At 61.6% G+C, this 23,806-nt stretch carries 22 protein-coding genes and 1 pseudogene; 6 read left to right on the plus strand and 17 right to left on the minus strand.

Translation table 11 applies throughout. From position 1 onward, the window contains the following. The first annotated feature begins 20 nt into the window (after positions 1–20). The 4 genes from arfA to ABID26_RS08960 all read left to right on the plus strand — a co-directional run bounded on the left by arfA (position 21) and on the right by ABID26_RS08960 (position 4,697). Positions 21–1,526, plus strand: a complete 1,506-nt coding sequence (gene arfA, locus ABID26_RS08945; RefSeq protein ID WP_292300042.1) for an arabinosylfuranosidase ArfA — start codon at positions 21–23, stop codon at positions 1,524–1,526. Between the two features lie 113 nt (positions 1,527–1,639). Beyond that, the gene (locus ABID26_RS08950) at positions 1,640–2,914 is read left to right on the plus strand and encodes an extracellular solute-binding protein (RefSeq protein WP_354414978.1); all 1,275 of its coding nucleotides are present in this window, start codon (positions 1,640–1,642) and stop codon (positions 2,912–2,914) included. Between the two features lie 59 nt (positions 2,915–2,973). Continuing rightward, positions 2,974–3,858 (plus strand): carbohydrate ABC transporter permease, encoded by an 885-nt coding sequence (locus tag ABID26_RS08955; protein ID WP_126092638.1) that lies wholly within the window; start codon positions 2,974–2,976, stop codon positions 3,856–3,858. Further along, the gene (locus tag ABID26_RS08960; RefSeq protein ID WP_292300046.1) at positions 3,855–4,697 is read left to right on the plus strand and encodes a carbohydrate ABC transporter permease; all 843 of its coding nucleotides are present in this window, start codon (positions 3,855–3,857) and stop codon (positions 4,695–4,697) included. Before ABID26_RS08955 ends, ABID26_RS08960 begins: the two co-directional genes overlap by 4 nt. Before the next feature lie 37 nt (positions 4,698–4,734). Here the strand turns inward: ABID26_RS08960 and ABID26_RS08965 are convergent, their stop codons facing one another. The 13 genes and pseudogenes from ABID26_RS08965 to ccoN form a co-directional block, all read right to left on the minus strand. After that, positions 4,735–5,820: an ABC transporter ATP-binding protein gene (locus ABID26_RS08965; protein WP_292300048.1), complete on the minus strand. Its 1,086-nt coding sequence runs from the start codon at positions 5,818–5,820 to the stop codon at positions 4,735–4,737. A 419-nt stretch (positions 5,821–6,239) separates the two neighbouring features. Further along, positions 6,240–6,484 (minus strand): annotated as a pseudogene (locus ABID26_RS08970) (transposase); the annotation flags it as partial. A 164-nt stretch (positions 6,485–6,648) separates the two neighbouring features. After that, entirely contained in the window at positions 6,649–7,926 is a 1,278-nt protein-coding gene (hemA, locus tag ABID26_RS08975; protein WP_354414982.1) for a 5-aminolevulinate synthase, read from the minus strand. Between the two features lie 463 nt (positions 7,927–8,389). Further along, positions 8,390–9,001: a response regulator FixJ gene (fixJ, locus tag ABID26_RS08980; RefSeq protein ID WP_292301108.1), complete on the minus strand. Its 612-nt coding sequence runs from the start codon at positions 8,999–9,001 to the stop codon at positions 8,390–8,392. Then, positions 8,991–10,478, minus strand: a complete 1,488-nt coding sequence (locus ABID26_RS08985; RefSeq protein ID WP_292301197.1) for a PAS domain-containing sensor histidine kinase — start codon at positions 10,476–10,478, stop codon at positions 8,991–8,993. The genes fixJ and ABID26_RS08985 overlap by 11 nt, the downstream gene beginning before the upstream one ends. Before the next feature lie 225 nt (positions 10,479–10,703). Next, complete coding sequence (gene ccoS / locus ABID26_RS08990; protein WP_126098935.1) at positions 10,704–10,871, minus strand: cbb3-type cytochrome oxidase assembly protein CcoS; 168 nt, start codon at positions 10,869–10,871, stop codon at positions 10,704–10,706. Next, positions 10,868–13,153 carry a cation-translocating P-type ATPase gene (locus ABID26_RS08995; RefSeq protein ID WP_292301110.1) on the minus strand — a complete coding sequence of 762 codons (2,286 nt, stop codon included), beginning with the start codon at positions 13,151–13,153 and terminating at the stop codon, positions 10,868–10,870. Before ABID26_RS08995 ends, ccoS begins: the two co-directional genes overlap by 4 nt. Further along, positions 13,150–13,665, minus strand: coding sequence for a FixH family protein (locus tag ABID26_RS09000; protein WP_292301112.1), 516 nt, complete (start codon positions 13,663–13,665; stop codon positions 13,150–13,152). The genes ABID26_RS08995 and ABID26_RS09000 overlap by 4 nt, the downstream gene beginning before the upstream one ends. Then, positions 13,662–15,221 carry a cytochrome c oxidase accessory protein CcoG gene (gene ccoG, locus ABID26_RS09005; protein ID WP_292301113.1) on the minus strand — a complete coding sequence of 520 codons (1,560 nt, stop codon included), beginning with the start codon at positions 15,219–15,221 and terminating at the stop codon, positions 13,662–13,664. Before ccoG ends, ABID26_RS09000 begins: the two co-directional genes overlap by 4 nt. A 170-nt stretch (positions 15,222–15,391) precedes the next feature. After that, positions 15,392–16,255 (minus strand): cytochrome-c oxidase, cbb3-type subunit III, encoded by an 864-nt coding sequence (ccoP, locus tag ABID26_RS09010; RefSeq protein ID WP_292301116.1) that lies wholly within the window; start codon positions 16,253–16,255, stop codon positions 15,392–15,394. A gap of 2 nt (positions 16,256–16,257) precedes the next feature. Then, a complete protein-coding gene (locus ABID26_RS09015) occupies positions 16,258–16,407 on the minus strand; it encodes a cbb3-type cytochrome oxidase subunit 3 (protein ID WP_126098940.1) in 150 nt (49 codons plus the stop codon). Between the two features lie 12 nt (positions 16,408–16,419). Beyond that, positions 16,420–17,151 carry a cytochrome-c oxidase, cbb3-type subunit II gene (gene ccoO / locus ABID26_RS09020; RefSeq protein ID WP_292301118.1) on the minus strand — a complete coding sequence of 244 codons (732 nt, stop codon included), beginning with the start codon at positions 17,149–17,151 and terminating at the stop codon, positions 16,420–16,422. 10 nt (positions 17,152–17,161) lie between these two features. Beyond that, a complete protein-coding gene (ccoN, locus tag ABID26_RS09025; RefSeq protein WP_292301120.1) occupies positions 17,162–18,772 on the minus strand; it encodes a cytochrome-c oxidase, cbb3-type subunit I in 1,611 nt (536 codons plus the stop codon). 299 nt (positions 18,773–19,071) lie between these two features. On the opposite strand from ccoN, the gene ABID26_RS09030 reads away from it, so the two are divergent. Continuing rightward, positions 19,072–19,410 carry a hemerythrin domain-containing protein gene (locus ABID26_RS09030; protein WP_292301199.1) on the plus strand — a complete coding sequence of 113 codons (339 nt, stop codon included), beginning with the start codon at positions 19,072–19,074 and terminating at the stop codon, positions 19,408–19,410. Positions 19,411–19,418: 8 nt separating this feature from the next. Here the strand turns inward: ABID26_RS09030 and ABID26_RS09035 are convergent, their stop codons facing one another. Then, positions 19,419–20,147 carry a Crp/Fnr family transcriptional regulator gene (locus ABID26_RS09035; RefSeq protein WP_292301200.1) on the minus strand — a complete coding sequence of 243 codons (729 nt, stop codon included), beginning with the start codon at positions 20,145–20,147 and terminating at the stop codon, positions 19,419–19,421. A 130-nt stretch (positions 20,148–20,277) separates the two neighbouring features. Here ABID26_RS09035 and hemN point away from each other — a divergent pair, with 130 nt between their 5' ends. Next, positions 20,278–21,639 carry an oxygen-independent coproporphyrinogen III oxidase gene (gene hemN, locus ABID26_RS09040; RefSeq protein WP_292301122.1) on the plus strand — a complete coding sequence of 454 codons (1,362 nt, stop codon included), beginning with the start codon at positions 20,278–20,280 and terminating at the stop codon, positions 21,637–21,639. A 218-nt stretch (positions 21,640–21,857) separates the two neighbouring features. Here the strand turns inward: hemN and ABID26_RS09045 are convergent, their stop codons facing one another. The 3 genes from ABID26_RS09045 to ABID26_RS09055 all read right to left on the minus strand — a co-directional run bounded on the left by ABID26_RS09045 (position 21,858) and on the right by ABID26_RS09055 (position 23,805). Continuing rightward, a complete protein-coding gene (locus tag ABID26_RS09045; protein WP_292301124.1) occupies positions 21,858–22,289 on the minus strand; it encodes a potassium channel family protein in 432 nt (143 codons plus the stop codon). Positions 22,290–22,366: 77 nt separating this feature from the next. Beyond that, positions 22,367–22,816: a group III truncated hemoglobin gene (locus tag ABID26_RS09050; RefSeq protein WP_292301125.1), complete on the minus strand. Its 450-nt coding sequence runs from the start codon at positions 22,814–22,816 to the stop codon at positions 22,367–22,369. A gap of 125 nt (positions 22,817–22,941) precedes the next feature. Further along, positions 22,942–23,805 (minus strand): SUMF1/EgtB/PvdO family nonheme iron enzyme, encoded by an 864-nt coding sequence (locus tag ABID26_RS09055; RefSeq protein ID WP_292301128.1) that lies wholly within the window; start codon positions 23,803–23,805, stop codon positions 22,942–22,944. Between the last annotated feature and the right edge of the window lies 1 nt (position 23,806).

The raw sequence follows: 23,806 nt of genomic DNA on the forward strand, positions 1-23,806 counted from the left end.
AGTCCGCATTGGGAGGGATCATGAAGGCCAGAGTCACGGCGAACGCGGCCTATGCCGTCGCGGATATCGACAAACGTCTTTACGGCTCGTTTCTCGAGCATCTTGGCCGGGCGGTCTATACGGGCATCTACGAGCCCGGACATCCGCAAGCGGACGCAGAGGGGATGCGCAAGGACGTGATCGAGTTGGTGCGTGCGCTCGACACTCCGATCTGCCGTTATCCGGGTGGCAACTTCGTGTCCGCCTACAATTGGGAAGACGGCATAGGCCCAAAGGAGAACCGCCCGCGGCGGCTCGATCTTGCCTGGCGCACCACGGAGCCGAACCTGGTTGGAATCCACGAATTCGCCGACTGGGCCGAAAAGGCCGGCACCGAGATGATGCTTGCGGTCAATCTCGGTTCCCGCGGCCTCGACGAGGCGCGGGCCTTCGTTGAATACGTCAACCACCCGAGCGGCAGCTACTGGTCCGACCTAAGGGCCAAGAACGGACGCGCGCAACCCTGGAACTGCCGCCTCTGGTGTCTCGGTAATGAAATGGACGGTCCCTGGCAGGTCGGCCACAAGTCGGCGGGCGAATACGGCCATCTCGCCAACGAGACCGCCAAGGCGCTGCGCGGCCTCGACCCGACGGTGGAACTGGTCGTCTGCGGCTCGTCGCATTCCAATATGCCGACCTATCCGCAGTGGGAAGCAACCGTGTTGGAAGCGACCTACGAGCAGGTCGACTACATCTCTCTCCACATGTATTTCGAGAACTACGAGAAGAATACGGCCGAATATCTCGCTCTTCCGGCCAAGCTCGACCGCTACATTGGCACGGTCGCGGGCATCATCGACTACGTGAAGGCCAAGACCCGCTCTAAGCGGGACGTGAAGATCTCCTTCGACGAGTGGAACGTCTGGTACCATCAGCGCAAGCGGGACGCCGAGCGTATGCGCGGCTGGGATTGGCCGGAAGCGCCCAGGCTTCTGGAAGACATCTACAATTTCGAGGACGTGCTGCAGGTCGGCTGCATCATCAACACCTTCATTCGACGGTCGGATATTGTTCGCATCGCCTGCATCGCGCAGCTGGTGAACGTTATCGCGCCGATCATGACCGATCCCGGCGGCAGCGCTTGGCGACAGACGATCTACTGGCCTTTTATGCTGGCCTCCAAGCACGGCCGCGGCACCGCGCTGCAGCTCGCGGTCGAGGTGCCTACCTATGACGCGGCCGCGGCCGACAAGGTGCTATGGCTCGACATTACGGGCGTGCATAATTCGAACACCGGCACGCTGACCTTCTTCGCAATCAACCGGCATGGGTCCGAGACGATAGAGGCCGACGTCGCCCTCGAGCGGTTCGCCGCCAAGTCTATCGAGCATACGATCATCCGTCATGACGATCTCGAGGCCTGCAACACGAAGGACGCGCCCGACAACGTATCACCGGTCAAAGGCAACGGGGCAGCGCTCAGCGGCAAGGGAATGACGCTGAGCTTGCCGCCGCACTCCTACTCGATGGTGCGTGTGACACTCTGAACTATATCCGACCATCAGATATATACCGTAAAATCCGTTGCAGGCGGATTGGTTTGGTGTAGCATTGAAACGTTCAAGGCGGATCTAACCGCCGTACTCGGGAGGAAGCTGAGATGAACTTTCGCAGGATGATGGCCATAGCGGTAGTTGCGGCCGGGGGATTCTGGGCCGTCGCGGCCCAGGCCGAAGAAACCGTCATATGGTGGGATTTCCTCGGCGGCGGTGACGGTGTGCGCATGAAGCAGATGATCACCGACTTCAACGCCGCCCACGCCGGCAAGATCAAGATCGACGCCACGACGCTGGAGTGGGGCACGCCCTTCTACGCGAAGGTGCAGACCTCGGCCGCGGTCGGTGAGGCGGCAGACGTCATGACCTATCATGCCAGCCGCATCCCCTTGGCGGTGAGCCAGGACATTCTCGAAGAAATCACCGCGGACGACATGAGCAAGATGGGCCTCTCGGCCTCGGACTTCGCCCAGACGACGATGGACGCGGTGACGGTCGACGGCAAGCAATACGCAGTGCCGCTCGATACCCATCCAATCGTCCTGTACTACAATCGCGTCCTCCTGAAGAAGGCAGGCGTGCTCGGCGACGACGGCCGTCCCGTGGGCATGGGCAACAAGGAGCAATTCACCGCGACACTGCAGAAGTTGAAGGACGCCGGCGTCGAGTTCCCGTTGGGCAGCGTCACCGCCGACGGCAACTTCATGTACCGCACCATTTATTCACTGGTGTGCCAGCAAGGCGGCGAGCTTTTGACGGGCAACGAGTTCCTCGCCGGCGACAATCCCGAAAAGCTGGCGAAGGCGCTAGCGGTTCTGCAAGGGTGGACGAAGGCAGGGCTGCAGTCGACCTACACGGACTATCCCGCAACCGTCGCTCTATTCACCTCGGGCAAGGCCGCAATGATGATCAACGGCGTCTGGGAAGTTCCCACGATGACCGACCTTGCCAAGCAAGGCAAGCTGTTCGACTGGGGCGCCGTCGAGATCCCGGTGATCTTCGACAAGCCATGCACCTATGCGGACAGCCACTCATTCGCAATCCCGAAGAACAAGGGCAAGGAGATCAGCCCGGAAAAGCGTGCCGCGGTTCTCGAGGTGATCTCATGGATGGACAAGCACTCGCTGTTCTGGGCCACGGCAGGCCACATCCCTGCATACAAGCCGGTCACCGGGACGGCCGAATACAAGGCAATGGAGCCCAACGCGACCTACTCGACGCTGACAGCCAACATGATCTTCGATCCGAAGTCGCCCAAGGCTGGTGTCGCCGGGCCGATCTTCGACATCATGTCCAATTATTTCGTGCCGACCCTCAATGGAGAGATGGACCCCGACCAGGCGGTAAAATCCATCAAGGAAGAGCTGAACAGCATGTAGGGCTCAAAGGCTGGGACCGTTCTGTCCAGAGCGGTCCCAGTCATATTTGAGGAAGAGCCATGCTTCGCAACTCCCGCACTGAACGTCTTGTCGCGCTGGTGCTGGTCGCTCCCTTCATGGCGATCTACCTGCTGGCGTTCGTCTATCCGACGGTCCAGATGTTCCGCATCTCCTTCACCGATGCGCCGCTGATCGGCGCGGGTCGGTGGGTTGGTCTCGACAACTACCTGCGGCTCGACAACGACCCGATGTTCCGGCGTGCGGTCTGGAACACCGCTTACTTCGTGCTGATGACGGTAGTCCCCGGAACGCTCATCGCGCTGTTGATCGCGCTTGGCGTGTCGCGCCTCAAGGGCCGGTTCCAGGCGATCGTTCTGGCGCTGTTCTTCCTGCCCTACATCCTGCCAGTGTCCGTAGTCTATCTGATCTGGGACTGGACGCTGAATTTCCAGTTCGGGATCGCGATGCATGCGCTGGACTGGCTGGGAATCCCGCGCGTACCGGTCTTCAAGTCGCGCCTCTGGTTCTTGCCGGCGGTGGCCGGGGTGACGATCTGGTGGACCGCGGGCTTCTCGATCCTCCTCTTCCTCGCCGGACTGCGGTCAATACCAGCGGAGATCTACGAAGCCGCGGCGCTCGACAACTCGACGCGATGGACCACGTTCCGGCGCATCACCTGGCCACTGCTATGGCCGATCACCTCGCTGGTATTAACCATCCAACTCATCCTGCAGCTCAAGATCTTCGATCAGGTCTATCTGTTCTCGATCGGCGGACGGCCGAACGACAATATGGTGCTCGTCTACTACGTCTTCCAGAAGGCCTTCCAGCAGAACCAGGGAGGCAGGGCGGCGGCTGTCGCCGTCACCCTCTTCGTCCTTGTGGTCGTCGTCTCGGTCCTGCAATTCCAACTGCTCCGGTTCGCCGAAAGGCGGCGCCGATGAACGTCATGGCTGCGCAACGCTGGAACTTTTGGGGCGGGATAATCACGGCACTGACGCTGGTCTGGGCCATCCTATGGGCGTTCCCGCTCTATTGGGGTGTGATCTCATCGCTCAAACCGGACAGTGAGGTCGTCCGGCCCTACATCGAACTCTGGCCCGAGACGCCGACGCTGGAGAACTACATTGACGCCCTGACCACCACGCAGATCGGCGCCTGGTACGTCAATTCGGTGGCGGTCGCGCTCGGCGTAACGGTCATCACCATCTTCATCTCGATGCTGTGCGGCTACGCGATCTCGCAGTTGCGGTTCCCGGGCCGGATCGCGCTATGGTGGCTGATCCTCGCCTCCTTCATGGTGCCAATTTCAGCGCTGATCATCAATCATTTCGTGCTGGTCGCCAACCTTGGCCTGATCAACAGCTGGGTCGGAATCATGTTGCCGCAGCTTATCCACCCCGTCATTATCATCGTGTACAAGCAGTTCTTCGATCAGGTCCCGAAGGACTTCCGCGAGGCTGCGGTCATGGACAATGCGTCTGAATTCGGGATCCTCTTCAAGATCTACATGCCGATGAACTGGGGGGTAACGACGGCGCTGTCGATCGTCTGCTTCATCTGGACGTGGAATGCGTTTTTGTGGCCGTTCCTCTCCGTGACCCGTACCGAGATGATGACGATCACCGTCGGCATCACGCAGGTCAATGACGCCTTCGGTGTCTACTACGCGCGCCAGCTGTCGGCAGCCGTACTGGCCGGCCTTCCGGTGGCACTGGCCTATCTTTTCTTCCAGCGCCGAGTAACCGAAGCGATAACGCTCTCGGCAGGTATCAAGGGCTAAAACGCGTCGCGCAGAACCGGATTCAGACCCGACGGATTCAGACCCCGTCAGCGTGCGCGTGCCAGGTCGATCCGTCCGCGGCGAAGAGATGCAGGGCCGTGGTGTCGAACTTCAGCCGAACGGCGTCGCCCGGTTTGACGCTCGAAAGCCCGCGATCTTGTGCCGTCACCTGCGTCCCATCCGCGAGCCGCGCATAGATGAGCGTCCGCTCGCCAAGGCGCTCGACAACGGTGGCCGTGGCGAATGCGTCCCCGCCCTCCGCGACTACAGTCAGCGATTCCGGCCGCACTCCCAGTTCGCGCCAATCCATGTTGACGGGCCCGGCCGGAAGTTCGACGAGCGATCCATCCGTCAAGCGCCCATTGAGCCTGTCGCCTGAGCCCGAAACCGTAACAGGCAGAATGTTCATCGCCGGAGACCCAACGAAGGCTGCGACGAATCGCGACGCCGGACGTGTATAGACGTCGACGGGTTTTCCCATCTGCTCTATCCGGCAATTGTTGAGGATCACAATACGGTCGGCGAGCGTCATCGCTTCCACCTGGTCGTGGGTGACGTAGATCATCGTCGACTTCAAACGCTGATGCAATTCGGCGAGCTCGACGCGTGTACGGGCTCGAAGCGCCGCATCTAGATTGGAGAGTGGCTCGTCGAACAGGAATGCCTTAGGCTCCTTGACGATCGCACGCCCGATGGCCACGCGCTGGCGCTGCCCGCCGGAGAGCTGCGACGGGCGACGGTTGAGCAGCGCTTCGATCTCCAAGACACGCGCGGCCTCAGCGATCCGTTGGCGTATAACATCCGGCGCGACCCGAATGTTCCTTAGCCCAAAGGCCATGTTCTCCGCGACTGTCATATGTGGGTAAAGCGCATAGTTCTGGAAGACCATCGCAACGTTGCGTCTGCCAGGCGCAAGGTTCTCCGAGCGCACCCCGTCGATCGTCAGCGTGCCCTCGTCAATGCTTTCGAGCCCGGCGATCATCCGGAGCAGCGTCGTCTTGCCAGAACCGGACGGACCGAGAAACACGACCAGCTCTCCTGGCTCAATGTCCAGGCTCACGTCGCGGATCACTTCGACAGCGCCAAAGTGCTTTGATACGCCCGACAGCGCGATTCCCGTCATGCTTGCGATCCTTCTTTCCTGCATAATTTCGGATAAATACCCGATGTCAAGGAACGTGAGGCTACGGCACAATGAGCGACCCCTGCCAGCTACCCTGCCAAAAGCCGTCGATCTGCAGTCGACCAATAGCCGCGGACAGCTTCGCGCCGCGAAGTTGCCATTCGCCAGCCGGGCCGCAGCCGATCGACGTGATCCATAAGATCGACTTTGAGGTCGGAGAGGGATCGGCTTTCGTCGGGATGCGGCAAGCCGCCCCTGCTCTAAATGGTCAGGAGGCTAGTTCTGATGAGATTCACATCGGCAGCTGCGATAAATTGCGGTCGTCGGCGCGGCATGGCGACGGGTTGCCAGCCCCATAAACGGCGCTCGTCACGGGTTCATCGACCCCTTTTGTGGGATGAAGAGACACCGCGTGCCTGCCGGTCCTGCGGAACCCGCAGCTCAAGCTTGCCGACCCGCATGACAAGCGTGCGGCCGTAATAACCAGAGCGATAGCCAAGACGCTCCGGCGTGCGCTCGCTCTTCGAAGCACCCAATGCCTCGTCCATCTCTGCCTCGAGCACCTCCTGCATCACCGCGCGGATCACTTCGTGCAATGCATCCGGGTTCGAAAGCAGAATGTCTTTGACGGCGGCTCTGGCGGATTTATCTCAGTCTTGATCATGGGGGCGTTCCTTCGCGGGGATCGGTGACGTGAACAATCACCAGCCTGCGATGACCGCCTCTCTCAGCGAATTTGCAGAACTCTCAGCACACTACCGCCAGACTGCTTCAGCAGCGTGCCGACTGCTTCAGGGGACGTCGGATCGATCTCATTGGCCTTTCACCTTACCCACCTGCCTTTTGAACCAGCAGCGGAATAATTCGGTCGCTCTTGGCAACCGCAGGCCGGCCGGAGGCGGCATAGGGAATGCCGAGCGCGTCCCAGGTCTCGACCAGCGCGTCCTGCAGTTCGGCGATCAGCGCGTCCGAATGGAACGGCGTCGGCGTGATGCGCAGCCGCTCGGTGCCGCGCGGCACCGTCGGATAGTTGATCGGCTGGATGTAGATGCCGTGGACGCCGAGCAGGCGGTCGCTGGCCATCTTGCAGAGCTCGGGATCGCCGACCAGCACCGGCACGATATGGGTGGCCGATTCCATCACCGGCAGCCCGGCCGCGGCCAGAACTTGCTTGGTGCGCGCCGCCTGGCGCTGCTGCGCGTCGCGCTCGGCCTGCGAGCGCTTCAGATGCCGGATCGAGGTGGTGGCGGCGGCCGCGATCGCCGGCGGCAGCGCGGTGGTGAAGATGAAGCCCGGCGCATAGGAGCGCACCGCGTCGATCACAGCGCTGGTGCCGGTGATATAGCCGCCGAGCGTGCCGAAGGCCTTGGCCAGCGTGCCTTCGATGATGTCGATGCGGTCGGCCAGGCCCTCGCGCTCGGTGATGCCGCCGCCGCGCGCACCATACATGCCGACAGCATGCACCTCGTCGATATAGGTCATGGCGTTGTAGCGCTCGGCGAACTCGACGATCTGCTTGATCGGGGCGATGTCGCCATCCATCGAATAGACGCTTTCGAAGACGATCAGCTTGGCGCGCTCGCGGCCCGCGGCCTGCAGCAAGCTTTCCAGATGCGCGACGTCGTTGTGGCGGAAGATCTTCTTCTCGGCCCCCGAGCGCCGCACGCCCTCGATCATCGAGGCGTGGTTCAATTCGTCCGAGAGCACCAGGCAGTTGGGCAAAAGCCTGGCGATGGTCGAGATCGAGGCCTCGTTGGAGACGAAGCCGGAGGTGAAGACAAGGGATGCTTCCTTGTCGTGCAGGTCGGCGAGCTCATGCTCGAGCTCGACCAGCGGATTGGAGGTGCCGGAAATGTTGCGGGTGCCGCCGGCACCCGAGCCCATCTTGCCGGCCGCGTTCTGGAAGGCGGCGATGACGTCTCCGTTCTGGCCCATGCCGAGATAGTCGTTGGAGCACCAGACGGTGATTTCCTGGGCGCGGCCGTTGGCGCGCCAGATGGCGCGCGGAAACTTGCCCACGATGCGCTCGAGGTCGGCGAAAACGCGGTAGCGCCGCTCCGCATGGAGCTGGTCGATCGCGTCTTCGAAGAACCGCTGGTAATTCATGTCGAGCTCCTATGCAGGAATTGGTGCTGCAGAACGCGGCGCTTCGATCCGCTGGGCTCAACTTACGAGCCATGGGGAAGGCTCCGCTTTGAGCTATGTCAAATTGGAGACGCGTGGATGCCTCGGGATAGGCAGTTTGCCTCGGCCCAAACCGTCTAAAACTGATTCAAATCAAAGCGCGGATTTCCGATCCGGCCCACGCTGGTTAGATGTGGAATCCAATAGCAAGCGCTCCGTTTGGCCGCAGCCTCGAACTAGCCGTCCAGGATGAGGAAGGACTGCATGCGCTTGTATTTCCTTGCGAAAAAGGTCGGGAGGGGTGGCGGCATGCGGTTACCGGCGTGCGCGTCGATATCCGGCCGACCCACTGGCGCGACTGGTACCTCGAGAAAGACCAGGAGGCTCCTCCTCGGAACTCGTCCTAATACATGGCACCGAAAAAAGCCGTTCGCCGCGCCGCGCTTTAGTGTTCGGGATCGGCGATCAATGCCATGCGGACAAGATGTGAAAGACTGCCAGCGCCCATCTTGCTCATGAGGTTGGCTCGGTGGATTTCGACGGTGCGCGGACTGATCCCAAGATCGTAGGCTATCGTCTTGTTGGGCAAACCCGAAACGAGACCGTCGAGCACTTGACGTTCCCGCTCCGAGAGCGTGGCCAGATTCTTCCGAATGTCGGCGGCTTGCGGGTGTGACGCAACGGCATGATTGCGGTTGTCCAGAGCCGAGCGAATTGCGTCGATCAGCACTTCGTCATCGAATGGCTTCTCGATGAAATCGGCTGCTCCCTCTTTCATCGCGTGCACTGCCAATGCGACATCCGCGTGTCCCGTCATGACGATGACCGGCACGGAATGGCCGCGAGCCTTCAGCTGCCGCAGGAACTCTATGCCGTCGATGCCGGGCATGCGTACGTCGGTGACGATGCAGCCCCCGATATCCTTCGGCTCTGTCGCCAGGAATGCTGTTGCCGATTCATAGAGGCGCACGGCAAAGTCGGCCGTTGCGAGAAGGAACCCCAGGGACTTGCGAACGTCGACATCGTCGTCGACCACATGAACGACATCACTGGCCACTGGCGACCTCTTCCTTCTCTATAGCGCGTAAAGTGAACCGAAACGCGGTCCCTCCGCCAGCCATGGGCTCCGCCCAGATATGACCACCATGAGACTCGACGATAGTGCGACAAATGGACAGGCCAACACCCATTCCATGCTTCTTGGTGGTGACGAAAGGCTGGAAAAGCTGGGCTGAAACCTCAGGAGCCAACCCAGGGCCGGTATCGATGACGCTTACCTCAGCCATGCCATCATGTCGTGCTTCCGTGACGACACGCAGTTCCCGCTGCGGAGCGCCATGCATGGCTTCCACGGCGTTTCTCATCAAGTTCAGCAAAACCTGCTGGATTTGGATGCGGTCGGTCAAAACAAGCTCGGCCGTCGGATCGAGCTCGTAAGTGACGCGCACATCCGCTTCCCTGGCGCCCACCAAAGCCAGCGACGACGCGTCCTCGATGAGCGCCGGCAGACGCTCGACCTGACGTTCGCTTTCGCCCCTGGCGACAAAATCCCGGAGACGACGAATGACATCGCCGGCGCGCAAAGCCTGCTCGGCAGCCTTTTCGACAGCCTCCCGCAACATGACGGCATTGTCGTCCCTGCTCTTCTCGAGCAGGCGGCGGCTGCCTTTGAGATAGTTCGTAATCGCGGTCAGCGGCTGGTTTATCTCATGGGCCAATGTCGAGGCCATTTCGCCGAGTGCGGTGAAACGTGCCATATGAAGCAGTTCCTGCTGCTGCTCCTGCATTCTGGCTTCCGTTCTGTGGCGTTCCGTGAGGTCGCGGCAGAAGCCGGTGAAGAAGCGGCCCGTTCCCGGATGCATTTCGCCGACGGCGAGTTCCATCGGAAAGGTCGATCCGTCCTTGCGCATCCCGGTTACCGCGCGGCCGAGCCCGATGATGCGGCGCTCTCCCGTCGTGAGATAGCGCTGCATGTATGCGTCATGGTCTTCCCGGTACGGCGAGGGCATCAGCAACTTTACGTTTTGACCGATGACTTCGCTGGCCTTGTACCCAAACAATGTCTCGGCCGCCGAGCTGAAGGATTGGATAAGGGCGCTTTCGTCGATGACGATCATTGCATCGGGCACTGTCGCCAGGATCGAACGCAGGTGATCCTCGCGCAATTGCAGCGAAGCGTTGGCGAATGACAGGTCGCTGACGTCCGTGCCCTGTACGAAGATTGCGGTGATCCGGCCATCCTTTGTCCTGATCGGCTGATAGACGAAGTCTAGGATGCGCTCCTCCGCAAGACCGGTTTCAGCGTTGCGCAGGATGATCTTGGCATTGCGGCCGACATAGGGCTCGCCGGTTTCAGCCACACGGTCGAGCAATTCGAAGAACCCCTGGCCAGCGAGCTCGGGCAGGGCTTCCCGAACCGACCTACCGATAACCTGCCGCTGACCGATCAGGCGTTGGTAGGCGCCATTGGTAAGCTGAAAGATGTGGCCCGGCTCGCTGAGCAAGGTCATGAAACCCGGAGCCTGATCGAACATCAGCGCAAGAAGATCATGCTCCGGCAAATTATCGGCCTGCCCCTGTGGGCCGCCGGCCGGCGGGGGCGCTTCGGCGACAACTTTCGACCAGCCTTGATCCTTCTTGCTCACAAGCGGGTCTCCGGATCGAGAAACAGCAGTGGTCGCTGATCTAGCACTCATCCGCCTGTCCGCCAAACGGCTGCTGCCGACATGTCGGCAGCAATCAAGGCGCCTTCAACTGCATCATTTTGACCGTAACGCTTCAGGCCCGTCATCGGGGTCGATCAGTATCCGCTCGGCGGCTCCATCGAGATCCTCGTACTGGCCGCTGCGCAGTGCCCAAAGGAAGCTCGACAGCCCGAGCGCTCCCAGGAACAGAGCCACGGGAATGAGATAGACGAGCGTGGTCATGGATGGGCCACTCCCACGACATCGGAGCGGCGCCTGGACGGAGTCACTTCGGGAATCGCTTTCACTGTGCCCTGAAGCCGCATCGCATTTGCGATCACGATCAGCGAGGAGGCGGACATGGCGATTGCAGCGATGAGCGGCGTCACATACCCAAGGACGGCGATCGGAACGGCAAAGGCGTTGTAGACGATCGCGATCGCGATGTTCTGGCGAATGAGCCGGCCGGCCTTCCGCGAGATATCGACGGCAAGGGGAACTGCCAGAAGGCTCTCGCGCAGGAAGACGAAGTCCGCAGCCTGGCGGCCGATATCGGCCGCCGTCGCCGGGGCGATCGAGACATGTGCCGCTCGCAGCGCCGGCGTGTCGTTGAGGCCGTCGCCCACCATCAGCACCTTGTGCCCCGCGCGGGTCAGCGCTTCGATCCACTCGACCTTTCCCGAGGGCAGCAGCGCCGGGACGAAACTTTCGATTCCCAATGTGGTGGCAACCTGGCTGCAGGCTTTCTCGGTATCGCCGGACAGCATGTCCACCGACAAGGCGGCGTCCGTCAGCTGCTGGATTGCCGCCTTGGCGTCCGATCGAGCCGCATCCTCGAAGGCGAAGCATGCGACGATGCTGCCATTCTTCGAGAGCACCGTGCCGCCATAGCCGCCGATCTTGCCTTCGCCGCCGGTCCGAGCCTTCCATCCGGCCCATCCGCGTCGGCCGAGTCGCCAAATGTCATCTCCGGCGATCGCTTCGACACCGAAGCCGGGTTCTTCTCGCACGGAGTCGAGTTTGGGCTGGCCAGCAAAGCCCGCATAGGCCGCAACAGCCTTTGAAAACGGGTGCCGCGAATGAGCGGCGATGTCGGCGGCCATCGCGAGCATTGTCGGATCGACCTCGGACGCATTGACCAGCCTTGGTCGTCCCAAAGTCAGCGTTCCGGTCTTGTCGAACACCGCCGTATCGATCGCGGCAAGACGCTCCAAGGCCGAGCCATCCTTGACCATGACCCCGGCTTCGAACAAGCGCCGGGCCGCCACGACCTGAACGATTGGCACCGCAAGGCCGAGAGCGCAGGGGCAAGTGATGATGAGCACGGCGATGGCGATGGTGAGCGCCCGGTGCCAATCGCCGGACACGGCCATCCAGCCGAGGAATGTTACAAAGGCGGTCAGATGGACCACGGGCGCGTAGAGCGCCGACACCCGGTCGGCAATCCTCTTGTAGTGCGAGCGCCCGCCTTCGGCGGCCTCCATCAACCGCACCATTTCGGCCAGGAAGGAATCCTTCGCGGCGGCGGTCGCCTGCATCGTCAGCGGGCCGGTGATGTTGAGCGTTCCGGCCTGGACAGGTGCCCCGGCACCCACGGCCTTGGGCGTGCTTTCGCCGGAGACGAGCGAGCAATCGAGGTCGGAATTCCCGCTGAGTATATCGCCGTCGACCGGTATCCGTTCTCCGGCCGCGATAAGCAGGCGCATTCCTGGCATGAGTTCGGCGACTGGCACGTATTCGCGCGTATCGTCCTCCCGCAGGACCAGCGAGCCCCGTGCCGCGAGCCTCGACAGGCCATTGACGGCAGTGCGTGCCCGCTCCCGCATCACATGATCCAGCGTGCGGCCGATCAGCAGGAAAAAGAGTAGCGACACCGAGGCGTCGAAATAGGCGTGCTCGCCGTGATTGATGGTCTCATAGAGGCTCATCGCGTAGGCGAGCGACACACCCACCGCGATCGGCACGTCCATGTTCATCCGGCCGTGGCGAAGGGCGTTCGCCGCGGAGCGGAAGTAGATACCGCCGGCGAAGGCGAGAGCCGGAATGGCGATCAGCGCGGACAGCCAATGGAACAGATCCCGTGTCGGACCTTCGGCGCCGGACCAGACCGACACCGACAGCAGCATGATGTTGCCGGCGGCGAAGCCTGCGACCGCGACGGCTCGGATCAACTCCGAAAGGGTCTTGTCCTTCTCGTGAATGTCCGGGTCGAACAGGTGCGCCTGGTAGCCGAGCCGGCCGAGCGCGGCAAACAATGGCGGGACGCTGTCTCCATGCCAGCGGATCGACACACGCTTGGTCGACAGGTTGACGCGAGCGGACTCAACGTTCTCGACCTTGCCGAGCGCGGCCTCGATCGCTTGAATGCATGCTCCGCAATGAACCGTCGGCACCGACAAATCCGTCTGGTGAATGTCGCCGCCAAGAGAGCGGCTGGCCAGCTTGATCTCGTCGCTCGACGGCGAAGCGGACGCTGCGTTGACGACCTCCAACGCCATTTCGGCGCCTGGCGCGCAGCAGCTCATTGCAGGGCTCCTTTCACGATCATGATGCGGCGGATATCGCGAAACGGTGACGTCAGTCCCGCGTCTGCATCGATTTCCACAATCCAGACGCCATCCTTCGGCGCATGCCGGGCGGCAAATTCCCGCGTATTGACAGGAGAGTCGCCGGACGCCGCGGCAAGTGTCAGGGCTTCGTCCTCGGCCTCGTAGGCCGGGTGGCGGAACAGCATCCTGACGCCGTGCAGCGGCACCGGTTTGCCCTGGCTGTCGACAAGGCTGTAGCGGACGTCGCCGGAGGCGATGGTCAACTTGCCCGTCCAGCCGAGTGCCGCCTGCGCCCTTCCTTTCCTGGCTTCCTCGTTGAACTGCTGGCTGGCGACATAGGTGTTCTCAACGACCAGCCCGGTCCAGCTCTTCCGCGCGAGCGTGGCCATGGTGGCGTTGACCCCGATCACCACCGCGAAGAAAGCGATGATGGAGATCAACATGTGCCTGCCGGTGAACTCGCGCGGCTTTTGCGTCTCGGTGCTCATTTGCCGATCTCCGGTGCGTTGAAGCTGGCGGTGTATTCGGCGGATTCGGAACTTGCCTTGTCCTCGATCCGGAATTCGAAGCTTTGCACCAGCTCCTTGATCTGGCCTGCCGGTTGACGAACGAAGACCTTCAGGATCTTCAGCCTGTCGGGTTCGGCTGGAATGGAGAAGGAGCGGCTTGGGGGCTGGTCGATGCCGACAATGGTCATCTCACCGCCGTCGAGACCCTGCAGCGTGACCTCGATCGTCCTCGGCTTGGGTATCATGTTGAGCAGCTTGACGGTGTAGCCGTTTCGGATCGAGCCGTCCGAAAGCGTCACGAACTGCGGATTTCTGTCGTGCAGGACATTCAGTTCCAGTCGCTCGCGCGTCAGCAGCGAATAGACGAGCACCAATCCGATCGCTGACCATGCGCCGAGATAGATGTAAGTGCGCAACCGGAAGATCTTGCCCAGATGGAAATGCGCCAGGCTGTCGAAGAAGCTGCCGCTGGCCGTTCTCACGAGCGCCGGATTGACCGGGCCGGTGCCGCCGGCGGTCGCCAGCGCCATGTTGGCGTTGTAGTCAGCCAGCGTTGCGTAGGAGATCAGCCCGCGTTCGCGGCCGAGCTTGTCCATGACGCCGTCGCAGGCATCGATGCAGAGCGCGCAGGTGATGCACTCCAGTTGCTGGCCATCGCGGATGTCGATCCCCATCGGGCAGACGGCGACGCAGGCGTTGCAGTCGACGCAGTCGCCGACCGATTGTCCGGCGGCAAACGCCTTCTTGGCATGGCGCGAACGCGGCTCGCCGCGCCAGTCGTTGTACGTCACCGTCAACGAATTTTCGTCGAGCATGGCGGCCTGGATGCGCGGCCACGGGCACATGTAGGTGCAGACCTGCTCGCGCATCAGTCCGCCGAACACATAGGTGGTGCCGGTCAGGACGGCGATCGTGACATAGGCGACGGGCGCGGCCGTGCCGGTGGCCACTTCACGGAGCAGCGTCGGCGCGTCGGCGAAGTAGAAGATCCAGGCGCCGCCGGTGGCAACTGCGATGACGAGCCATATGGCATGCTTGGATATGCGCAGGAAGAGCTTCCGCGCGCTCCAGTGAGCGGCATCCAGCTTCATGCGGGCATTGCGGTCGCCTTCGATCGCGCGCTCCACGACAAGGAACAGGTCGACCCAGACGGTCTGCGGGCAGGTGTAGCCGCACCAGGCTCGCCCGACCGTCGATGTGATCAGGAAAAGACCGACGCCCGCCATCATGAGAAGGCCGGCGACGTAGTAGAATTCCTGCGGCCAGATCTCGATGAAGAAGAAATAGAAGCGGCGGTTCGCCAGATCGAGGAGAACGGCCTGGTCGGGAGCGAAGGGGCCGCGGTCCCAGCGCAGCCAGGGCGTCAGGTAGTAGATGCCGAGCGTGATCGCCATCACCAGCCATTTGAACTGACGAAAACGACCGGACGCGCGCTTCGGGAATATCTTCTTGCGCGCCGCGTAGAGCGGCTGTCGCGTCTTGGCGGAGTTGACCGCTTCGGCCTCGAGCCGTTCTACCTGCGTCTGATCCAGCACGACGATCTCCAATCGCGGCGGAAGAATGCCGCCTCTGTCCGGCAGTCTTGCAATCGCTCACGCCGCGTCGCGTTGATGCAGGTCAAATTGAGTCGTCAAAAACAAGTCGAGGCCCGGCACGGCCGGGCCTCGTCGCTTGAACGGCCGAGGGCCGAGAACAGGCCCCGCTCCTATTCTCCACCGCCAAGCGAATGGACATAGACAGCCAGTTCCTTGACCGTCGTCTCGCCGAGGCGCCCGGCCCAAGCGGGCATCACTCCGTTCTTCGGAGTTTTCACTTGAGCAGCAATGGCGGCTTCGCCGGAGCCATAGAGCCAGATCGCGTCGGTGAGATCGGGTGCTCCGAGCTCCCTGTTGCCCTTTGCGTTCTCGCCATGACAGGCGACGCAATTGTCCGCGAAGACCTTGGCGCCGGGCTCGATCAGGCTCTTGTCCTTCACTGGTCCCGAAAGGCTGGCAACGAAGGCGCTGACCTGAGCGATCTGCTCGGGCTTGAGCACATCGGCGAAGGCAGGCATCTCCGACTGGCGGGTATCGGCGTCCGTGGCGAACCGGATGCCGTGCGTGATCGTCTGCTGGATTTGCTCCGTCTTGCCGCCCCAGAGCCAATCGTCATCGTTGAGGTTGGGAAACCCTTGCGACCCTTGCGCGCCGGATCCGTGGCATTGCACGCAATTGACCTTGAACGTCGCGCCGCCGGCCGCGACGGCAAACTCGCGCAGCGCATCGTCGCCGGCGATTTCGGAAACACTCTTGGACTCTATTGACGCGACATATTTGGCCTTGGCGGCTTCCGCGGCAGCCAATTCGTTCTTGACGTCGTTGCGGCTGGAAAAGCCCAGAACGCCGCTGGTGGCCGAACTCAGCATCGGCCAGGCAGGGTAGGCGATCGTGTAGGCGAGCGCCCATGCTATGGTGACGTAGAAGGTGATCACCCACCAGCGCGGCAGGGGATTGTTGAGCTCCTTGATCCCATCCCATTCGTGGCCGGTCGTCGTGACGCCCGAGATTTCGTCGATATGCTCGTCGCTCATGATCAATCGTCCTTGAGTGGGATCCGTGCAGCCTGGTCGGCATGTGTCCTGCCGCCGGGGCGAAACGCGAAGGCCACGCAGCCGACGAAGAACAGGGCCATGGCGAGCAGCCCCCAACTGTCAGCGAACTCGCGCATCAGGTTGTAGTCCATCGATTGTTCTCCTCAGCGATAGCCGGCAGCTTCGTCATAGGTCTTGAAATCGACCAGCGTGCCGAGCATCTGCAGATAGGCGACCAGCGCATCCATCTCGGTGACCTGTTGGGGGTTGCCGTCGAAGTCGCCGACCTTGGCCTTCGGATAGCGGCTTTCCAGTCCGGACGTGTCGGCGTTGGGATCGGCCTGCGCCATCAAGTCTGCGTTGGCGTGAGAGATCATGTCGTCGGAATAGGGCACGCCCACCCGCCGGTTGGCGATCAGATGCGTCGAGAAATCCTTCACCTCGATCGGCGTGTCTTTCAGGAACGCGTAGCTCGGCATGATCGACTCCGGCACCACGGAGCGCGGGTCGGTAAGATGCTGAACGTGCCAGCCGTTGGAGTAGCGGTCGCCGACGCGCGCGAGATCGGGGCCCGTGCGCTTGGACCCCCATTGGAATGGATGGTCGTACATCGACTCGGCCGCCAGGCTGTAATGGCCATAGCGCTCCACCTCGTCGCGGAACGGCCTGATCATCTGGCTGTGGCAGAGGTAGCATCCCTCGCGCACATAGATGTTGCGTCCGGCGAGTTCGAGCGGCGAGTAGGGGCGCATGCCCTCGACCTTCTCGATCGTGTTGTCGAGATAGAAGAGCGGTGCGATCTCGACGATGCCGCCGATGGTCACGACCAGCAGGGACCCGACGAGAAGCAGCGTCGCGTTCCGCTCGATGAGCGCGTGTTTGTCCATCAAACCCATGTCTGGCTCCTTATTGGGCGGGCTGCAGGGCGGGCGCGGAACCCGACGAGGACTGTTCCTCGCGCTGGTAGCCGAGAATGGTCATGGCGACGTTCCAGGCCATGATCAGCATGCCGGCGAGGTACATGGCACCGCCCGCGGCGCGCATGATGTAGTAGGGGTGCATGGCGGCGACGGTTTCGGCGAAGGAGTAGACGAGGAATCCCTGCTCGTCGTACTCGCGCCACATGAGCCCTTGCATGATGCCCGAGACCCACATCACTGCCGCGTAGACGACGATGCCAAGCGTCGCCAGCCAGAAGTGCCAAGTAACGAGCCGCAGCGAATAGAGCCGTTGGCGGTTCCAAAGCTTCGGCACCATGTAGTAGATCGCGCCGAAGGTGATCAGGCCGACCCAGCCGAGCGCGCCCGAATGGACATGGCCGATGGTCCAGTCGGTGTAGTGCGAGAGCGAATTGACCGTCTTGATCGACATCATCGGGCCCTCGAAGGTGGACATGCCGTAGAAGGCGATGGCCGCGACCATCATCCGGACGATCGGATCCGTACGGATCTTGTCCCAGGCACCCGAAAGCGTCATGAGGCCGTTGATCATGCCGCCCCAGGAAGGCATCCACAGCATCACCGAGAACACCATGCCGAGCGTCTGCGCCCAGTCGGGCAGGGCGGTGTAGTGAAGGTGATGGGGGCCCGCCCAGATGTACAGGAAGATCAGCGCCCAGAAGTGGATGATCGACAGACGGTAGGAGTAGACCGGCCGGTTCACCTGCTTCGGCACGAAATAGTACATCATGCCGAGGAAGCCAGCCGTGAGGAAGAAGCCCACAGCGTTGTGCCCATACCACCACTGCGTCAGCGCATCCTGAACGCCTGAGAAGGCGGAGTAGCTCTTCGAGCCGAGGAACGAGGCGGGCATCGACAGGTTGTTGACCACATGCAGCATCGCGATGGTCACGATGAAGGAGAGGTAGAACCAGTTGGCGACGTAGATATGCGGTTCCTTGCGCTTCAGAATGGTGCCAAGGAAAAGGATCAGGTAAGCGACCCAGACGATCGTCAGCCAGAGATCGACATACCATTCCGGCTCGGCATATTCGCGGCTCTCGGTGATGCCTAGCAGATAGCCCGTTGCGGCCATGACGATGAAAAGCTGATACCCCCAGAAGACGAACCAGGCGAGACTGCCGCCAAAAAGCCGCGCCCGGCACGTGCGCTGAACGACATAGAGCGATGTGCAAATCAGCGCATTGCCGCCAAAGGCAAAGACGACGCCGGAGGTATGAACGGGACGCAGCCGGCCGAAATTGAACCAGGGCTGGATATCGAGATCCGGGTAGGCAAGCTGGAGCGCGATGACGACGCCGACCAGCATGCCGACGACGCCCCAGAATACCGTTGCGATGGCTCCGTAACGGATCGGACCATCCATATAGGCGGAGGGGTCGATCGGAACTGCTGGCTTGAAATCCGTGTTGCGCAGCAGGATCGCGGTGAAGCCGGCGACCGCGAAGAACAGAACCCACATATGCTGGCGAAAAGGTTCATCTGCGCCGAAGCCCGCAGCCACAAGGGCCGCAAAGGCAAACAGGCTTAGAAGGACGATCTCCGTGCCAAATCTCATCGCAAGTCCCCGATCTCGAAATTCCGGCGGATGCCGACCCGCGCATGAATTCCGCAACCGGAGACTATTGGCCTTGATCTAGGTCAAAGCCGCGTCGTTTCGCTTTCGGCAGCGTCGGCTTCCGGAAATGACCAGGAGGCAATCATGAAGAAAGGACCGCTTCAAAAGGCGTTCCTTAATTCTCAGTCGGCAAGCCAGTCGGGACACCAGGCGTTGTCGGGCGAAATGATGAAGCGCGCGCATCGTGAAAGCTCGGGCTTTGCGACGCGCTGGAGAAGTTGGCCGATCAATTGCCGAACGTGGACCGCCTGCAATGCCTCAACCTGGCCAACTCAATCGTTCCATTGACGCGCGATGTTCATCGATATGAGGAGACGGTTGTCTTCCCCGCCTACGAAGCGGCTCTGACCATGGCCAAGGCCAGTCTCTCTTCCGTCACCAGACTTCGCGCCGAGCATATCGAGGACGAATGCTTTGCCGGCGAGGTCACGGAGGCCCTGCTGGCGATCGGTCATGGCGAAGGAACGGAAAATGCCGAGGCGGTCGGGTTCATGCTGCGCGGCTTCTTCGAGAGCCTGCGCCGCCACATCGCCTTCGAGCGCGAGCATCTCCTGCCGCGGATCGGGATAGACGAATAGGGTAGGGTCTAGTCGCCGCAGCGTTGTTCCAGGTGGCTTAAATTGTCCACTGTCACGTGCCGGTTGTTCTCGATCCGGATCACGTCACTCGCGCGCAGCCTAGTCAACTGGCGGCTCACCGTCTCGATCGTCAGTCCGAGAAAGTCGGCGATGTCGGCGCGGGTCAAGGGCAGTTCGAAGCTTGCCGACTTGGCTGCCGGGTCGGTAGCCGGGTCGATATTCCTGGCGATCATCAGAAGGAAGCTCGCGACCTTTTCGGACGCCGTCTTGCGCCCCAACGCCAGCATCCATTCACGCGCCTCGTCGAGCTCGTTCAGCGTTTGCTTGAGCAGGCGATGTTCGAGCCCCGGTGAAAGCTTCATCATTCTTTCGATGACGCTCCTTGGGAACGAGCACAGCGACACTTCCGTCGCCGCCTCGGCGCTGATCGCGCTTTCGGACTTGAACGGCCTTCCCAGGAAGTCCGGGGCGAACTGGAGGCCGACAATCTGCTGTCGGCCGTCCGAAAGGCTCTTCGTCAGTTTGACCACCCCCGAGAGCACGTTCGAATAACGTTCCACGACTTCCGCATCGCCCGTCAGCTCAGCCCCCGGTGAAACGCCGCGCCTGGATGAGGTCTTGGACAGTTCGATCAACTGGTCGGGTTCAAGCGCGCCGCAAAGTCCGCGGTGCCGCGCTTCACAGGACTGGCAAAGCACAGGGATGCCGGCGCTGTGAATGTCCTGTCGAATGGTCATCGCATAGCCCAAGGTCTACGAAGCCGGCAGCCTATCACTTCTGCATCGCGGTATTGTTGCGTCCTTTTGTCCATTGGTAGGCATTGATTGAAATCAAGGCGTCGACAGTTCGGTCCGCTAGCTTCGCGCCATGCAACAGAGATCGTCGAAAGCCTTGGCCAAGAGCCTGGCCGAGAACGTGCCGCGCTATACGAGCTATCCGACGGCACCACACTTTCACCCAGGCCTCGACGCGATCGTCGTTCGCGGCTGGATGGAGACGCTTGAAGGCGATGACGAGATATCGCTGTATCTGCACATCCCCTATTGCGACAGGCTGTGCTGGTTCTGCGCCTGCCACACCAAGCAGACACTTCACTATGCGCCCGTGGCTACATTTCTGCGCTCGCTGCATAGGGAAATCGAGACTGTCGGCGGCCTCGTGGGCGGCCGGGGCATGGTCCGCGCCGTCCATTTCGGCGGCGGCTCCCCGACGATGCTCAGGCCAGACGACATCCTGGCGCTCGGGAAAGCATTGCGCGATCGTTTCGACTTTCTCGACGATGCCAGTCTCAGCGTCGAGATCGACCCGAACGACATGGACGAAGGCCGGCTCGATGCCTTCGCCGCGATCGGCATGACCAGGGCGAGCCTCGGCGTCCAGGACTTCGATCCCAAAGTGCAGAAGGCGATCAACCGCGAGCAGAGCTTTGCGCTGACCAAAAGCATTGTCGATGCGGTGCGCGCGCGGGGTGTCACTTCCGTCAACCTGGACCTGCTGTACGGCCTGCCGCATCAGACCTTGGAGAGCGTTGCGGCGACCGTCGCCCAGGCGCTGACGCTGACGCCGGACAGGCTGGCCCTGTTCGGCTACGCGCATGTGCCGTGGTTCAAGAAGCATCAGACGATGATCGACGAAGCCTGGCTGCCCGATTCCGCCGCACGCTTGGCGCAGTCACAGCTTGCCGCGCGGTTGATTGTCGATGCCGGGTACGAGGCGTTGGGACTGGACCATTTCGCGAAGCCACAGGACTCGCTGGCGGTCGCCGCGCACGGCGGCAAGATCCGCCGCAATTTCCAGGGCTATACCGAGGACCGGTGCGAAACCCTGATTGGTCTAGGTCCCTCCTCGATAAGTCGATATCGGCAGGGCTACGCCCAGAACATCGTCGCGACCGGTGAATATGAAAGGGCCGTGGACTCCGGACAACTGGCGATAGCCCGCGGGATCAAACTCAGCGTCGATGATCAGGCGCGAGGCTGGGTCATCGAGCGCCTGATGTGCCAATTCGCTTTCTCGGCGGTGGACCTGGTCGACCGCTTTGGAGCTGTCGGCCAAAAGCTGCTCTGCGAGGCGAGCCGCCTGGCTATCAGCAGCCAGGGCGAGCTTCTCCGGCTCGAAGGCGAAAACTTCGTCGTGCCGGAGGAAAGCCGTCCGCTGGTCAGAACGGTGGCGGCGAAATTTGACAAATATCTCAGGAATGGAAGCGCCAGGCATTCGGTGGCCGTTTGAGCGAGTCTTTGTTTTCATGGATGTCGTTCGCCCAAAACCGCTGCGCACTTGGGCGACATGCATTAAGGCGTGTTGATATTCTGGTGATGCCGACCTGCAAATGCCGGTTTCCTGCGCTTCCGGTGCTCACGTACTTCAAGTACGCTCCGCTCCGGTTCTCGGAAACCACCATTTTCGGCTCGGCCTGACCTGAATCTCAACACGCCCTAGGCCGCGGATCAAAAATGCTCGCCGATCCTGAAGGGGCCGACACGGGTGCCGGCCGCGATCAGATAGGCGGTCGACCAGCCGATCAGCAGAAACCCATTGATGCCCTCCAGGGCCGCCAGCACGCGCCAGCCATGGGCCGGCACCACGTCTCCATAGCCGACCGTCGAAAAGGTGATGGTGGAGAAGTAAAGCGCCGTCTCGAAGTCGTTGAGGACTCCGAGCAGCGTGTACATTCCCGCCCATAGCCAGACTTCCGCCGTCATGACCGCAAAGAGGCCCATCACGACCGTGATCATTGCGATGACCCGGCTGCGGTGGCCGTGCATGCGGAAGAGCGCCACAAGGCGCGCCATCGCATGAGTGACGGCGATAAGTCCGAAAGTGTGGATCAGCACCGTCAGGCTGATGACGATCGTGCCGACGAAAAGATTGAGGATCATTCGGCGACACTACGGCCCGAAGCACCGTATTCCTTGCGCAAGATCAAACCTGCCGGTCCGGCTACTCTGCTGGCGCCTTACCGGCCGCGAGCGGGCGCGGCACGATCAAGGCGAAAGAACATAGCGAGCCTCAGGCTCGCGGCTATGCGTTCCGCCCGCTCGACGAACACCGCAGCGGTTTCGGGCGCGAACAGCTCTGCCGCCGTCTCGCGGAAGAGAGCCAACCAGATCTCGAAGTCGACTTCGGTGACATCCTCGAGCTTCAGGTGTGCCGGCACCGGGCGTCCCTGATAGTCGCCGCTCTTCAAGATGACGGCACACCAGAAGTCGGTCATCTTCTCCAGGTGGGACTCCCAATCGCCAACGATTTCACGGGCGAAAATCGGGCCGAGCCGCTCATCTTTTCTCACCCTGGAGTAGAATTTGCGGACCAGTGCCCCTATCGATGCCCGATCGACGCCGGGACGCGCCAAAGGCTGTTCGGGGGCAGGGCGAACGCTGCCAAGCAGGACGTACTTCGAGCTCATTCATATTCCTTGTTCTCTAGAGCGTTTCAGCGTTTCACGGGAACGCCGAACCGCTCTATCTCTTTGTTTTTACGCAATTCCTGACGGAAAACCGTTACGCACTTTCCTGGAATTGCTCTAGGCAATCAGGTCAAGCCCAGGCGACGAAGGGCCTGCACGAAGCTGCCGCGATCGCGAACAAGGCGGAAGCCCAGATTGTCGGGCGGCGTGCCGACCGCGCAACCGCCGCTTTTGCCGTCGCGGATGAAGTTCGACATGTAAGTGCGGTGAAAACCCTCCACAACATGCACGCCGCAATTGCTGATCGAACTGGCAATGCCGCCGCTGGATATCGTCGCGTGCGCATAGCATGTCGATGTCCACTCCCAGACATTCCCGGCAGTGTCCGCAATACCCTTTGAGTTGAGGCCAAAGGACCCGCGCGGCCGCGGCTCGGGATCTGGTTTGCGCCCGAGCGCTACTTCGTTGCGATACTGCGTGAGCCATCGCCTCGCCGGATCGGCAGGGTCGCCTTCGCCGCCTTCTATGTCGGCCCGGAACCGTTCGCCAGCCGCATAGGCCCATTCAAGGTCGGTCGGAAGGCGCCACGCTTCACCTGTCTTCGCCGAAAGCCAGTTCGCATAGGCCTGCGCATCGTTGAAGCTGACGCCAGTCACAGGGAGGTCACCGACAAGGCGCGGGTCGGCGGGCTTGCAGGCGCCCTCCGCAACGCAGCGCTCATAGTCCGATGCGGTCACCTGGAATTTCATGATTTCCAGCGGCGCATCGATGGTCTCCTTCAAGACGGGCGCCGGCGCGGGATGGTCGTCCTTGAGGAATTCGCCGGGCTGCGGGTGATTGAATGAGCCAGGTGTCAGAACCACCAGTTCGCTGACCGCAGCCGGACTGCCGGCATGCGGAGAGATGCCATCGATCGCGTGGCTGACGCCCAGTCCGATGAGGGCGGCAGCCGCGATTGTTCCGAATGTGAAGACAGGGTCGAAAGACATG

This window comes from Mesorhizobium shonense, assembly GCF_040545255.1.
Taxonomy (GTDB): Bacteria; Pseudomonadota; Alphaproteobacteria; order Rhizobiales; family Rhizobiaceae; genus Mesorhizobium; species Mesorhizobium shonense.